Below are 13480 nucleotides of genomic sequence, written 5' to 3' on the forward strand. Positions count from 1 at the left end.
AGCTCGAAGAGGCCATGGTCAGAGGCCATGGTCAGAGGCCCTGACCCGCTCCACCTGGCCGAGGTTTTCGGGATCGAGAAGAGGACCGCGATGCGCTACGCGGACTCCGCACGAGCGTTGCCGGAGCAGCCCACCGGACAAATACCCGAGAGTCGACAGTGACCATCTGTCATCCTGCTTGCCATGTCCACACGAAAGCGAAGACTGCCCCGGCAACGTGCCTGGCCACTGACCACCACCGACATCAACGAGTGCCTCGGCCCCTACATGACCCGAGTCACGGACCTGGCATTCCTCACCGGACATGACAGCGGGACCATCGTCCTGGGAGCAGCATGGGTCGCTCCGAAGCCCCGCAATTACGGCCGCGGGATCCATCCGGACATGGTCGGGTTCCGTATAGACGTCCACCCCGTCGATGCCACTGAACGTGCAGTCACCCGCGCTGTTCTACGAGCGCAGGCCCTGCCGCAACTCCACGAATGGATCGCGCAGGCGGTCACCGCCGACGAGACCTGGCAACTGACTGACCACCGGCACTACTGGCGGCTGACCAACGGCCACCTCACTCACCGCGACGAAGCGTGAGACGGATCCCGCACGAGACGCCCCCCGGCAGGTTCACGACCAACCCAAGGGGTCGCACCCAGGAATCAGGGCACCAGACCCTCGGGTTCCCGACGAGACGCCTTCAGTTCCCCTGAACTCACGGGCCACTACGGGTGTGAGTAGTTGAAGTACAGGAAGTGCCGCTGCTTCCGGTCGAGGGACGGTGACGCCTCCGCGCTGGCCAGGACACTCGCCCCGGCACGGACATGCCCATGGCTATCCCCAACGATTCGGGCGGAGTCCTCATTGGTGTCCGAACCACTCAATCCGAGAACGTCCTTGCCGTGAAACAGGGCTGACCAGGGAAGTCCGCTGTGGCATGCTCGCTCGCGTGAATCATGACGCTGATGACGGCTGGTCCTTCGCGACCGCACGGGAGGCAGCCGGCTTCGGCGCCGGCGAGCTGATCGACGTTCCTGGCATCGACCACGCGATGGCCGAGAGAGGAACACTTTGCGGCATTCCGGAGGAGCAGGTCACCCGCTACATGCACCTCTTCGAACCAGCAGAACCGCATGCTTGTCCGGCTTGCCGCCGGCAAGCCGAAGCGGCTCCGACAAAGCCGTGCGCTCAGGAGCGACTTCACGACAGGCTCCAGGACGCCGACCCGGGACAAACCCGCGACGACCTCCTCGCCGCCTTGCGTAGAGGGGCGAAAGTGTGCCTGTGGCTCCGAGGTCCTGCCTCTCAGCTCGCCAGACACTACGCGGGTCTCGACTCACTGACCGAGGGGGCCGAGGCCGCCCTCAACGCCTTCAACACCACCATGAGCACCGGCCTTGCCCGGGTGGAGGACGGCGCATGGCGATTTCTCGTTGTCCTGCCCGAGGATGACAGCCGCCCGCTCGTCGCTCGTGGGCCCCGTAGGCTCAGCTGACAACTCTCAGGTGCGCGAGATCAGCGTCCCCTGGGGGAAACGTGACCGCGCGAGGGGGAATTGCCCGCCACGAAAGCGGTCACCGATACGGAAAACGCTGACCGTCGACAGGACCGGCACACCGGCTTCCTGGGCCGCTACCTGTTCCACAACAAGGCCGGCGGCCCCGGCCAGGTTGGCGAACAGGACGGTCGACCACAGCCAGACCCTGATCACCCAGGCGGACACCGACGGGGGGGTGAGCGCCGAGAGCGTGGTCGAGGCGGATCCGGCGGCTACAACGAACAGCACCGGCTTCTGCACCGGTTGACGCGGATGCAGCTTGCCGACGGCCTCCCGGGCAGAGGCCGTGAGGAGATCGGGATCCAGCACGTTCGCCTGGCCGGAGCGTTTCCGGGACGGCCGGTTGACCGGAGTTTGCGGAGGGGTCCCGAGACCTGGAGGAATGTACTGCGCGGAGGCAGGAGGCATGAAGCGACCTTCCGGATGGGTTCGGAGGTGTGACAACCCCCTGGTGAAGCGGGCTCAGGGCGCTGATGAGGAGCGTCGCCGCCGGGGACTGTCTCCATGGACCCCCTCGGCCGTCATGTGAGTGATCGAGAACCCCGGCGGCGCAACAGGCAGGAAACTACTGCCCGTTCCCCCACACATGCGTGTGTAGGGGCGGGATTTGGCGCCGTCTTGACGGCGGCGCGCAGGTCGCGTCAAGCCGCCGTCAGAGGTGCGTCAATACGTGTCGGACGAGATGCGGAAGCGGAATCGGCAGATGCCGGCGTCGGTGTCGCGGCGAACGGTGTGGGCGACGACGGAGCCGCGGTGGTTCAGGAGCGGCCGCTGCCACAGGCGGGCGGGTTCGGTCTCCGGGATGAGTACGGTGACCTGGGCGTCCGGGCGGGTCCGCGCCCACTCCCGCACGTACGCGGATTCGGGACGGCCGAGCGAGCGCGTGCCCGAGGAGAGCTCGGGCACGCGACGGCGGGATTCCACAACTCCCCTTTTCGGCGCAAGGCTTCGGCGGCCTGTCGACCCTCGTCGGCGGGATGGGTGACGGTGATGGCGAGGACCTCGTCGCCGAGCGAGAGGGCAGCGGTGAGGGCCTGGCTGGTCAGGCGTGACGGTCCGGAGACGGGGACCACGACCAGGGAGCGGGAGCGGTGCGGGGGCTCCGGGACGCGTCCCAGGTCCAGCCGGTCACCGATCTCGGTGTACGCGCGGTGGATCCGCTGCCGGCCCCGCCCCGCCGCACCCCGAAAGCGCTCGGCGGCCCGGCGCCCTGGCCTGGCCTGGACGCAACAGCCTGATGCCGGACGCCCGGGACGTCGTGACGCCCGGGGCCGTCGTCCCGGCAGACAGCGGCACCGGGGCGGCGGGCAGGGGCTGCCACGCGACACCACCATGTCGCGGCCGTCTGACATCCTGCGGAGCATGACCTACTGGGACCCGATACCGACCACCCGTGCCATGGTGGGCAAGCACCACCCCCTTTGGCGCGGCGGCCTGGTGAGCCGCGACTGGTCCGGGCCTGCACCCGAGGGTTGGGCCAGTCGTGACTGGCGTAGCGTCCCGGGCCCCTTCTACACGGCCAACACCGACAACTGCCTGACCGGGCGGCAATGCGCGCCACACCACGTCGCGTACGAGGACGAGTACTGCAGCGAGTTCGTCTACCGCCAGCCAATCACGGCAGGGGATGTTCACGAGCTGACCTGTGCCGCGGAATGCGACCCGTTCGGAGCGTACGGCGGCGACGGCGACTCGTACTGGACCCCTGAACTGGTCCAGGACTGGTGGCGCGAGCGCGACAGAGTCCGGGAATGGGCCCTGCGCGTGGGGTACGGCGAGTGTGCGACCTCCGAGGTCGCAGCCCTCCAGGACGCAGCGGCCGGCGCACGGGCCTACCTCGCCCACCTGGATCAAGGCCTTCGGCAGTACCTGCGCGACTACGCGTTCTGGCTTGCCGAGGGTCGCTCGGCGGCCATGGGTGAACGGCTGCCGGAGTTGGGCTCATAGCCATCCACCGACCGCAGCAGCCCGAGCAACGGACAACACAAAAACCTGTCCATAACGTCTGCTCGTGACAGCGTGCGTGTCGTGATCAGTGGTTGTTCGAACTCGGCTGGAGTGAGGTAGCCGCGTGCGGAGTGGCGACGGCGCCGGTTGTCCGACGAAAGCCGGCGCAACAGCTCGAGCCACGTCCGCGCCTTCGAGGTTCGGCGCCTCCCGTGGAGCAACTCGCACGTGAGGCCCTGGAAGAACGACTCGGCGAAGGCGTTGTCGTAGCTCGAGTCGACCCGTCCGATGCTGCGCCCGGCCTTTGTCAGGGTGTCCGCTCCAAAGGATCGGCCTCGGCTCAATCCACTCCCCGTCACCTCCGTCAACTCGCCCCGCCCCGCCCCGCGCCAAGATCGATTCCCAGACGGGTGGCCTTAGCATGGGCACGCCCCCCGTGCCCTGCCCAGCCGACGGAAGACACCCATGCGCCTCCAGCGGATATCCGCCGCGACCGCGGCCCTCGCCGCGCTCACCACCCTCGCCACCGCCTGCGAGGACTCCCCCAAGCCGGGCCCGCCCGCGGCGAGCGCTCGGGGCACCGCCCCCGCCTCCCCCACGGCCACCGGCTCCGGCGCCCCGCCCACCACGCTGGCCGGGGCGCAGGCCCACGTACGGCAGTACACGTCCTGCGAGAACCTCAGCACCGACCCGAACGACAGCCGGGTGCCGCTGAGCGGGTTCATCGGCGCCGGGGACTGGGGCATCACGGAACGCGGCGTCTGCACGGACAAGAAGGCGCGGGGCGAGATCGTCCTCTTCCTGACCCCGGACATGAAGGCCTTCCAGCAGGCCGCGAAGGACAACACCGCGAAGCTGCTCGCCGAGGGCCGGTACGACACCGACCTCGCCGGCCGCACGGTCGTGGGCAAGACCTTCGCCCTGACCGCGCTCGAGACCGCCACCGCCGTGTCCCTGGTCGATCCGCCCAACTCCGACCTGCGCATCCTGAGCTGTAACCCCGACGTCTTCGTCCCGGAAGGGTTCAAGAAGGAGAAGGCCCTGGTCGAGGGCTGCTTCCTCACCGACTACGTCAACAGCCCCGACGGCCAGGGCAGCCCTCACCGCGGGGCGGTACGCGACCCCTCCACCGAGGGGGCCGCGAAGCCGAGTCAGCCGTCCATCGGCAGCCCGGGCCTGCCGAGCGCCGGCAGCATCGCCGAGCTGCGAAAGCTCGTCAGCCCGCAGACGGTCGACTGCACGAGCATGGAGGTCACCGACGAGCAGGTGCAGTCGATCGACTACATGCCGGTCGTCGACGGCCCCCCGAGCGCTTGGGGCGTCAAGCAGCGAGCGGTCTGCGGCCGGCTCGGCGGGGAGCAGCGCGCGCACAACCTGAGCTGGCTGGACACCGTCTCCGACATGAAGACCCTCCAGACGAAGGCCAAGGCGGCGCAGCTGGCCGACCTGAAGGACGACGGTCGCCTGAAGGCCACGGCGAGCAGGCTGCTGGTCGGCACGAACATCGCCGTGGAGACCAACAACGCGAACGTCCGCCGAGGGCTGTACCAGCTCCAGTTCCTGTACCTGAACTGCGAGACCGGTTTCACCGCTCCGGCCGGCCACCGGCTGGAGAAGGCCCAGGTCGAGGGCTGCGTCCTGACCAACTACGAGCGCCCGAGCTGACACTCGGCCGGCCCGGGGCGTGCGCGGCGCGCGACCGGATGGACGGCCTGTGGTCGCCACCGTTCGAAACGGGCACCCTCGGAGTTCGGGACGCGGGTGAGTTCATCGCGGATGCGATGACGCCCGCTGGTGTGCCTGTCCGTTGAAGGCGAGCGAGGGGGAAGCCACGCCGGCAGGCCCCGGAGTTCGGCAGGTTCGTCCCTGGGGTGGCGCATCACGGCCGGGCGGGGGCCCGGCCGTGATCCGCCGGACATCACCTGCTGGGACGAGGGCGCGCCGTCGGCGTGCCCGGGGCCCCGTCACCCCCAATCCGACCGGTCGGACAGTCGTCGGTACCACCAGAACTCGGTGCGCCACGCGCGTCGGTACGCGAACGGGTCGGGGAGGGTCCGGCGCAGGAACGCCGCGTCCAGGGGCTCCACCAACCGGCGCAGCTCGGCGCGGGCTCGTACCGGCAGCCTCTCCAGGGCCTCCTCCAGCACGTCGCGCGCGTGCCTGACGTCGTCGAAGGAGCACCCGGGACACGAACAGAACGCTTCCTGCGGGTACAGCGGGCGTTTGCCCGGCCGGCTCAGGAACTCGCGGTACCGGCGCAGGGCCCGGTCCGTGGCCCCGAGGTGGAGGTGGTGGCTGTCTCCCAGGTGCTCGACCAGGTGGACGGCACGGCTCGCCCCGGCGGAGAGTCCGTGGATCCGGTGCGGCGGGGGCGGTCCCCAGACGCGGGACAGCGGTCGTGCGGCGCGCGACGCGCGCGGCCGTCTACGCGGCATCGGCCTTTCGGTACATGGTCATGGGGTCCATCGTGCCGGACGGGGGAGGTTGGTCGCACCGGGTTTTCGTCGCACCCGGATTCCGCGCACCGACGACGCGCGCGCCGAGGCCGTACGGGGGAGATCGTGAAGGAGACCGGGTCGCTGCAAGCAGACCACGAGGCGTACGGGAACGCACACTTCGAGGGGCCCGACCGCTCGCGCGGCCGGGCCTGAGCACCCGAGGCCGCGGGCCGGAGCGGGAGCGGCCGGCTCGCGGTGCGTGGGCCGGCTCCGTCTCCGGGTGCCGCGTTCCTCGGGTTCCGCGGTCTTCCGCGCCGTCAGCCGCCGGCTGGGGCTTCGACCGGGGCGAAGGTCAGGGGGTGCGATACCGAGTGCGGGCCTCGGACGCGGGTGCCGAAGACGACCACCTCGCAGCCCGGCGCGACCCGGCAGTCGATCGTGCGCCCGACGTTGGTGGTGAACGTCGTCGAGACCTCGATCGTCTCGTCCAGCCGCCCCTGGTCGGTGGTGGCCGGCGGGCGGCCCCGGGTGCGGCAGTCCGCGTATTCCGTGGAGCCCGCGAGGCACTCCATGACCACCGAGTGGTACTGCGGCTCGTACCCGCGGCCCGTGACCCGTACCGACTGGCCGTCCACCAACTCCCGGGACGGGTCGACGCGGACGGTGGGGGCGGCCTCCAGTTCGCCGCGCGGCCGGAAGCCCAGCGGGACGGTGGTGAGGACGGCGCCGGTGTTGTCCGTCAGAGCCAGCCGGCACGGGTTCGCGGGGGTGGCGGTACGGCAGTCGAAGGTGCCGGCGCCCGTGGCGACCTGGGCGTAGAGCTTCTTCGGTGACGGCCGCAGGGTACCGTCCGGCAGGACCCGGAACTGTCGCCTGGTGTCCTCGTCGCAGGCCCCCGCCACCGTGTCCGGCGCGCACATCTCGACCCACACGTACGCCTTGGGCGGGCCGCCCTTGACCGTGAACTCGACGACGTCCCCGTCGAGCAGTCCGTTCGTCCGCTTCACCACCAAGTGCGGCGCCTCGGGAACGGCTTCCGCCACCCCGCTCACGGCCGTCCCGGCCCCGGCCAGGGCCATCACCAGCCCGGCCCTTCCGAGTAACCTCCACAGCCCCATCGCTGCCCCCTCTTCCGACGCACCTGTCAGGTCGAAGGGATCCTCCTGTCCCCCGGCCTCGTCCGCAAGGACGCGATCCGGCCGTGCGCTAGCCGGTCTTCTCGAAGGTGCCCAGCCCGTTGGTGTCCAGGTATTCCACCCGCATCCGGCCGTCGACGAAGGTCACCCCGGTGCGTCCGACCGCGTTCTCGCCGGCGGTCTCGAAGCTGAAGGTGTTGCCGTCGTAGTGGGTGAGCGGGTAGTTCTGCGGCTTCGGTCCCAGGTGCAGGACCAGTCCGCCGTCCGGGGCGGCGGTGACGGCGGCCCGCCCGTAGAACGGGTTGGTGTACGTACCGGTGTACGCACTGTCGGAGCGGGCCGGCCTGGGGTCGGCGGGCGGCTTGGCGTAGTCCGTGTCCGAGCCGCCCTCGTTGAGCTGCTCCGCGTACGCCTTGGCCACCACGGGCAGCCAGTCTCGGGTGGGCTCGCCGTGCTCGGCGGTGTCGAAGAAGTCGAGGGCGATGGTGTCGGGGAGGCCGGTGGGGGCGCCGTTGGTCAGCACCACGATGGCGAGCTTCTCGGCGGGGACCAGGGTGACGTTGGTGTTGGCGCCGAGTGCGAAGGCACCGGAGTGGCTCAGGCGCAGTCGACCCTGGTCGTCGTAGCGCACGTTCCAGCCCAGGCCGTAGTAACCGGGCTGGGTGTTCGGTGCGGCGGCGGCCTGGCTGATGCTGTGCGGGACGTGGGTCTCGGCCAGGCCGGCGCTGTCGATGACCTGCTTGCCGTCGATCTTTCCGCCGCCCGTTTGGAGGCGCAGCCAGCGGGCCATGTCCCGAGCGTTGGAGCTGACACCGCCGGCCGCGGTCTGCGCGTCGGCGTCGCGGGTGTAGAGGGGCTTCCAGGTGCCGTCGTCGGCCTTGACGTGGGTGAGGGCGCGGTCGGCCGCCTTCTCGTAGTCGCTGAAGCGGCTGCTGGTGTGGGCCATCCCGGCGGGCTTGTAGAGCAGGTCGTCGGAGAGCTTGTCCCAGGGCACGCCCTTGGCCTTGGCGACGGCCTCGGCGGCCGCGGTGAAGCCGAAGTTGGTGTACGCGTAGCTGGTGCGGAACGGGCCGAGGGGCTCGTAGCGCAGGTGGGACAGGATGTACGACTGGTCGTAGCCCAGGTCCTCGAGCAGGTCTCCGGAGTGGTCGGGCAGACCCGAGCGGTGCGAGAGCAGGTCGGCCGCCGTAAGGTGCGAACTGACCCAGGGGTCCTTGACCGTGATCCCCTTGAGCGGGTCGTCGAAGCCGTCGGCGCCCAGGGCCTGCGCCAGGACGGTGGTGGCCACAGGTTTCGAGACCGAGGCGAGCTGGAAGACGGTGTCCGGGCCGACCTTCTCGTCCGGGGCTTCGGTGCTGCGGACACCGAACCCCTTGAGGTAGACGACCTTGTCGTCGTGGACCACGGCCACCGCGACACCCGGCACCCCGGTGCGCCGTATACCGTCCCGCACCTGCGTTTCCAGGGCGCCCAGGGCCCTGGACACGTCGAAGCCGCCAGGGCTCGGCGACGGTGCGGCGGCACCGGTACCTGCCGCCAGAGCGAGGCCGGCGGCCAATGCCAGCGCCCTGCGCTTGCCGTTGCGTCGCATACATCCATTAAATGGCGCCCTGACGCATGGCGCCTGGGCAAGGCCCGGGGTGCGGAACGCGGGCGGGGCAGCGCCCGCGTTCCCACCGGAAGAAGGGCCCTGGTTTAGGGAAGGTCATCATCCCGATCAACATGTTCCCGGCCACCGAGCCCCGCGGTCTCCCTGCGACAGATCCGCACCGCCTGGCCGACATCCTCACCGGTCTGGAGTTGGGCGAGATGCGCGACGAGGACCGGGCTGCGTTGGAAGAGGTCATCGCGGCCAAGGCCCCGGCGCCCCGACCGCCGGCTGCCGAGGAGCCCGAAACTGGACCCGGCGAGGTCGTCGACCTCATGGCCATGCTCCGGAAACGGTCAGCGAGGCCAAAGCCACCCGCGCCGAAACCGCAGCGACCTGCGACCTCCGCACCCAGAGTACGACCAAGACGACCACCACCCGCAAAGCCAGGACCATCAACAAGCAACCGGCGCCGAAGCGCAAACCGCGCAGCGCCTTAACCGTGGATCCGATACGCCGAAAGACCGTAGGGCCGCGGTGGCAGGCGTCCCTCCGGGACCAAATCGCACGAATTCGCGGACAGGGTCCTGCCACCGGCGGCGGCCCAAGCGCGCCACGCACGTCGCGCTCGACTCGGCCGGGCTACGCATATTGTGAGGGCTCCCTCATGGACAGGGCCGATGGGCAGGCGGCAGTCCATCATGGCGGAGTTCGCGTCGGGGGTAGGTGTGGGATGGTGGAGGAGATGGGCCGTTCTGGTTCCGTCGCTTGAGGCTTCGCCGCCGTGTGCGGACACCAGCAGCGGCATGCGCTTTGATCGCCGGACATGAACACGCGCCAGGCCGGCCGTGTTCCGCGCAGCCGTGGCTGCCTTCCGTTATAAGGCTGGGACCCCGCATGAGGGGGAGCCCGCTGTGACGTCCTACGCGGTACGGGTGCACCTCTACGGTTCAGTGGCGGTGGTGACGCTGTGCGCGACGAGAGATCGCGCCGGCGGCGCGGCCTGCCAGGAGCGCCTCGTACATTTGCTGACGGGGATCCGCGCCGACGTGGCTTCGGCGGTCCTGGACCTCGACTGCGCTCCGTACCCCGTGCCCGAAGACGCCCTGGCCGCAGTCGACGCGTGGGCCGCCACACAGCAGATCATCGTGGTGGCCCTGGCGCCCTCCGGCCATTCGGCGGGAGGGACAAGGCATGCCGCACCGGCGTTGCGCGCCGCACCGGCCGGCTGCGCCTCAGGCGGCACCACCGGTCCAGGAGACGAGGAGACAGCACCGGCTCGGAAGCTGCGCCGCCTCCTTGGAGTACGGGCACTGGTGGGCCAGGCGGCGGGCATTCGGCAGGCTCGTCACCCCGCACACCCCTGCTTCTGAACGTGGCGCCGCGGTGTCGGAACTCGTCCTGCCGGGGGGATGGGTGAGAATGGTGGTAAGGCCCTGACGCGGGAGGTGGTGTGCCGTGGGGGACTCGGCCTTCCCTGAGGGCGCGGGTGCGCCGTTCGGCTCGGAGGACCTCAAGCGGCTGTCGCAGGTCCTCGCGGAGTGCATGGCGGACATCGCGGGGATCGACACCCCCGCAGCGCTGTGCCGGGCGTGCGTGGACCTGCTGGACGTCACGGGCGCGTCCGTGTCATTGAGCGGGGACAACGACAGCCAGACACTGTGGTGGTCCAGCGATCCGGTGGCGGGCAAGCTCGCCGAAGCCCAGTACACACTCGGCGACGGTCCATGCCGCAGCGCCCTGGCACTCACAGCGCCGGTCCTGGCGGCAGACCTGACGGGCGGCAAGGACGCGCGCCGCTGGCCGGTCTTCGCCCAGCAGGCCGTCGCGCTCGGCGTTCGCGCGGTGTTCTCCATCCCCCTGAGCTCGGCAGGTCTGGCGGTGGGAACGCTGGACCTCTACCGAGACCGGGTAGGCCCGCTCTCCGAGCGGGACCGCTCCTTCGCCTTCCCGGCAGCCGACGCGATCACCACCGCGCTGCTCGCCCTGGAGGCGCAGGAGCCGGCGGGCGAGAACGCTTCCTGGCTGGGCGCGGCGGAACACGACCATGAGGAGGTCCACCAGGCGACCGGCATGATCATGGTGTTCCTGGATTTGGACGCCCCACAAGCCCTTGCGCGACTGCGGGCCCGTGCCTTCGCCCAGGGACAGAGCGTCACGCAAGCGGCGCGTGATGTCTTGGCCGGGAGGGTCAGGTTCGATGACTAGGCTCACGCCGCACAGCTTGACCGAAGCAGAGAAGACGGTGACAGACATGAACCGCGAACAGGCGATCACCGAGGCGTTCGTCAGCCTCACCGATACCGTCGCCGACGACGTGGACCCCCTCACTCTGCTGCGCCGCCTGGTCGACCACTGTGTACGCCTGACCAGCATGGACGCGGCCGGCATCATGCTCGCCAACGCGCGCGGCCGCCTGCAATCGGCGGTCGTCACCGAGGAACGGGTCGAGCTGGCCGAGATGTTCCAGGCCCAGGTATACGAAGGCCCGTGCATCGACTCCTACAACACCGGGCAGCCCATCCACGCCGACGACCTCACCGCGAGCGAAGACCGTTGGCCCGTCTTCACTCCCCTGGCCCTCGCCGCCGGCTTCTCGGCCGCCCACTGCTTTCCCTTGCGCTTGCGCGACCAGAACATCGGTTCCCTCAACCTCCTGGCCCGCACCCCCACGTCCTGTTCACCGGAAGACTCCCGTCTCCTACAAGCACTGGCCGGCACGGCGACGACCTCCGCACTGACATGGAGCCGCGAACCACTACGGCCCTATGACATCGTCACCCGCACCCAGGCGGCTCTTTCGGCCAAGGGCGTGATGGACATCGCCACGGGCATGCTCGCCGCGTCCGCCCACATCACCCCTGCCGAAGCCGGAAAGCGGCTGAGAGCGTACGCGGCCGTCCATCACCAGCGGCCCGCCGACCTCGCCGAAGACCTGGTGCGCAGGCGCCTGCCCCCAGACGCCGTACTCGCTCCAGCACCCTGACCCGGAGCCCGGCCCGGCTCCGCTTCTGTCGCCAAGAGACGGATAGCCGCCCTGGCCCCCACAGGAGGTTGGGCTGCCTCGCCACCGCCCGCTCCGTCGCATCCGACGCCCTGGTCTTCGCCGGCTTCCCGGGAGCGGGAGCCGACGCATACGGAGCGCGTGACGCCAAGGCCGGAGCAACCAAGCCGCCCGTCGGCGACCCCCGAGTCCTCGCTCTCCTCACGGGGACCTATCAACACGGCAAGGCTCTCGTCGGCCTGGGCCGAGCCGGCGACCTCTTCGAGGCCGCAGGGATCTCCGTCGGCGAACCGCGCGTCGTGGTCACCGTGCGCCCATGGAATGCGCTTGCTCATGGAACTGCTCGCGGCCCACCGTGTCTGGGAGCGTTTCCCCGCCTCTGCGTGAGCCCGCCCCACCGCGGAGAAGCCGGAGGCTGGCCCTTCAGCCCCGGTCAGCGGAGCGCCGTCCGGCTCTGTGGCGCAGCCGCAGGGGCAGAACGTACCAACACAGCATGAACCAAAACATGACGCTCGCGACGATCAGGAAGGCCGAGGGGCCGGGGAGAACGATGGTGAGGATGAGCAGCAGGGTGCAGGCGATGGTCAGCGCCAACAAAACGATCCCGTAGGCCATCATGCGGCCCGCGGCCTCCACCACTTCGTGCTTCAGACGCAGGCCGCGCAGGCACCGGTGGATGGATACGGGCGCGATCAGCGCGGCCGTCGAGGAGGCTCCCAGCACCACGGTGACGATGTACAAGCCCTGCCCGAAGGCGGACAGGCTCTCGAACCGGGCCGTGAAGGCGATGCTCAGCAGCAGCCCGAACAGAATCTGACCACCGGTCTGGGCGACCCGGGTCTCCTGGAGGATCTCACCCCACCTCCGGTTGACCCGTTCGCGGGCTCCCTCCGGGGCAGCGATGGTCTCCAGATGCCGATCCGGGGCGGGCAAGGCTGCTGAAGTGTCATAGTTGCCGCAACTGGGGTACTGGCTCTGCGGCTTGCTCATGGGATTGTCCTTCTTTCGGCGCGATCCGCCATACGAAGACGATCTCCCACCGGGTCGGTGGCACCGACCCGAGGAACTCACGGCCGTTCGGCGCAGGCCTCACGGAAGACCGAAACCGAGTACGGGATCGTCCTGCACGGAATTGCCCCCGCCAACCAGATCAGCCCGTGCGAACACGTGCACCGTGACGGTGGGACCGGCGTCGCCTACCGGGTGCATGCGGTGGTAGAAGGTCTCGTCGAAGCAGAAACCCTGGCCGGCACCTACTTCCTCGGGGTGTGGTGCGCATCCGAGGCGGGCCCGCTCGTGCGTGAGGGCTCCTCGAGCCACGAACACGGCTCCCCGCACTCCCTCGTGGTCCAGGTAGGCGCAACCCGGAGGCAGGCTACTCCAGCTGAGGGCCCAGACGCTGACACCGTCGGCGCGGAACAGCCGAATCCACCGACTCTCACCTTCCGCATCGGCAAGCCGCGCCCGCCAGTTCGGGTAGTCCCAGCCGGCATCGTAGGCGATGTCCAGTAGCTCTGTGGGCTGCAAGAGGCCGGACGCGGTGGACATTCGCACGCTCATCCCTACCACCGCCCTCACACACTGGGTCATTCGCCGGGAACCGCACCGACCCGTCTGGGGCAGCACCTGCCCGCGCCGTGCCGTTTCATGCCGTGATCCCGCCAATGGGCCGGACGGCGACCTCCTGCACGTGGGCGTCGGTGCGCGGTCGCGCGGCCAGGAGATCGGCGGGGGCGGTTGGCTCCGGCGGGACGAGCACGGGCTGGGGCGACCATCGGCGGGCCGGGGAAGATCCGGGAGTCGGCTCTCGCCGCCGGG

The 13480-nt window shown here is 69.8% G+C and carries 13 protein-coding genes and 2 pseudogenes; 7 read left to right on the forward strand and 8 right to left on the reverse strand.

Annotated elements, in window-relative coordinates:
* Positions 1-183 precede the first annotated feature (183 nt).
* Both ACZ6ZI_RS22125 and ACZ6ZI_RS22130 read left to right on the forward strand, forming a co-directional pair.
* A complete protein-coding gene (locus ACZ6ZI_RS22125) occupies positions 184-588 on the forward strand; it encodes a hypothetical protein (RefSeq protein WP_469523507.1) in 405 nt (134 codons plus the stop codon).
* 352 nt (positions 589-940) lie between these two features.
* Positions 941-1486, forward strand: coding sequence for a hypothetical protein (locus ACZ6ZI_RS22130; RefSeq protein ID WP_469523509.1), 546 nt, complete (start codon positions 941-943; stop codon positions 1484-1486).
* 6 nt (positions 1487-1492) lie between these two features.
* On the opposite strand, the gene ACZ6ZI_RS22135 is transcribed toward ACZ6ZI_RS22130, so the two are convergent.
* On the reverse strand, positions 1493-1858 hold the full coding sequence (locus ACZ6ZI_RS22135) for a hypothetical protein (RefSeq protein WP_469523510.1): 366 nt from the start codon (positions 1856-1858) through the stop codon (positions 1493-1495).
* A 354-nt stretch (positions 1859-2212) separates the two neighbouring features.
* Positions 2213-2712, reverse strand: a pseudogene (locus ACZ6ZI_RS22140) (amino acid permease); the annotation flags it as partial.
* Positions 2713-2911: 199 nt separating this feature from the next.
* Here ACZ6ZI_RS22140 and ACZ6ZI_RS22145 point away from each other — a divergent pair.
* On the forward strand, positions 2912-3496 hold the full coding sequence (locus ACZ6ZI_RS22145; protein ID WP_469523512.1) for a ferredoxin: 585 nt from the start codon (positions 2912-2914) through the stop codon (positions 3494-3496).
* Positions 3497-3555: 59 nt separating this feature from the next.
* Here ACZ6ZI_RS22145 and ACZ6ZI_RS22150 read toward each other — a convergent pair.
* Positions 3556-3792, reverse strand: a pseudogene (locus tag ACZ6ZI_RS22150) (integrase core domain-containing protein); the annotation flags it as partial.
* A gap of 169 nt (positions 3793-3961) precedes the next feature.
* Between ACZ6ZI_RS22150 and ACZ6ZI_RS22155 the strand changes: the two are divergent.
* Complete coding sequence (locus tag ACZ6ZI_RS22155; RefSeq protein ID WP_469523513.1) at positions 3962-5161, forward strand: hypothetical protein; 1200 nt, start codon at positions 3962-3964, stop codon at positions 5159-5161.
* 299 nt (positions 5162-5460) lie between these two features.
* Here ACZ6ZI_RS22155 and ACZ6ZI_RS22160 read toward each other — a convergent pair whose 3' ends face one another.
* The 3 genes from ACZ6ZI_RS22160 to ACZ6ZI_RS22170 all read right to left on the reverse strand — a co-directional run bounded on the left by ACZ6ZI_RS22160 (position 5461) and on the right by ACZ6ZI_RS22170 (position 8661).
* Positions 5461-5931, reverse strand: a complete 471-nt coding sequence (locus ACZ6ZI_RS22160; RefSeq protein ID WP_469523515.1) for a hypothetical protein — start codon at positions 5929-5931, stop codon at positions 5461-5463.
* Positions 5932-6251: 320 nt separating this feature from the next.
* Positions 6252-7052, reverse strand: a complete 801-nt coding sequence (locus tag ACZ6ZI_RS22165) for a neocarzinostatin apoprotein domain-containing protein (RefSeq protein WP_469523517.1) — start codon at positions 7050-7052, stop codon at positions 6252-6254.
* Positions 7053-7140: 88 nt separating this feature from the next.
* Complete coding sequence (locus tag ACZ6ZI_RS22170; RefSeq protein WP_469523519.1) at positions 7141-8661, reverse strand: serine hydrolase; 1521 nt, start codon at positions 8659-8661, stop codon at positions 7141-7143.
* A gap of 911 nt (positions 8662-9572) precedes the next feature.
* Between ACZ6ZI_RS22170 and ACZ6ZI_RS22175 the strand changes: the two genes are divergently transcribed.
* The 3 genes from ACZ6ZI_RS22175 to ACZ6ZI_RS22185 all read left to right on the forward strand — a co-directional run bounded on the left by ACZ6ZI_RS22175 (position 9573) and on the right by ACZ6ZI_RS22185 (position 11644).
* The gene (locus tag ACZ6ZI_RS22175; protein WP_469523521.1) at positions 9573-10031 is read left to right on the forward strand and encodes a hypothetical protein; all 459 of its coding nucleotides are present in this window, start codon (positions 9573-9575) and stop codon (positions 10029-10031) included.
* 85 nt (positions 10032-10116) lie between these two features.
* The gene (locus tag ACZ6ZI_RS22180) at positions 10117-10866 is read left to right on the forward strand and encodes a GAF and ANTAR domain-containing protein (protein ID WP_469523523.1); all 750 of its coding nucleotides are present in this window, start codon (positions 10117-10119) and stop codon (positions 10864-10866) included.
* Positions 10867-10882: 16 nt separating this feature from the next.
* The gene (locus ACZ6ZI_RS22185) at positions 10883-11644 is read left to right on the forward strand and encodes a GAF and ANTAR domain-containing protein (RefSeq protein WP_469523525.1); all 762 of its coding nucleotides are present in this window, start codon (positions 10883-10885) and stop codon (positions 11642-11644) included.
* A 441-nt stretch (positions 11645-12085) separates the two neighbouring features.
* On the opposite strand, the gene ACZ6ZI_RS22190 is transcribed toward ACZ6ZI_RS22185, so the two are convergent.
* Both ACZ6ZI_RS22190 and ACZ6ZI_RS22195 read right to left on the reverse strand, forming a co-directional pair.
* On the reverse strand, positions 12086-12652 hold the full coding sequence (locus tag ACZ6ZI_RS22190) for a DUF6328 family protein (protein WP_469523526.1): 567 nt from the start codon (positions 12650-12652) through the stop codon (positions 12086-12088).
* A 99-nt stretch (positions 12653-12751) separates the two neighbouring features.
* Positions 12752-13210, reverse strand: coding sequence for a cupin domain-containing protein (locus ACZ6ZI_RS22195; protein WP_469523528.1), 459 nt, complete (start codon positions 13208-13210; stop codon positions 12752-12754).
* Positions 13211-13480 lie beyond the last annotated feature (270 nt).

Source organism: Streptomyces sp. NPDC103540 (assembly GCF_055584445.1).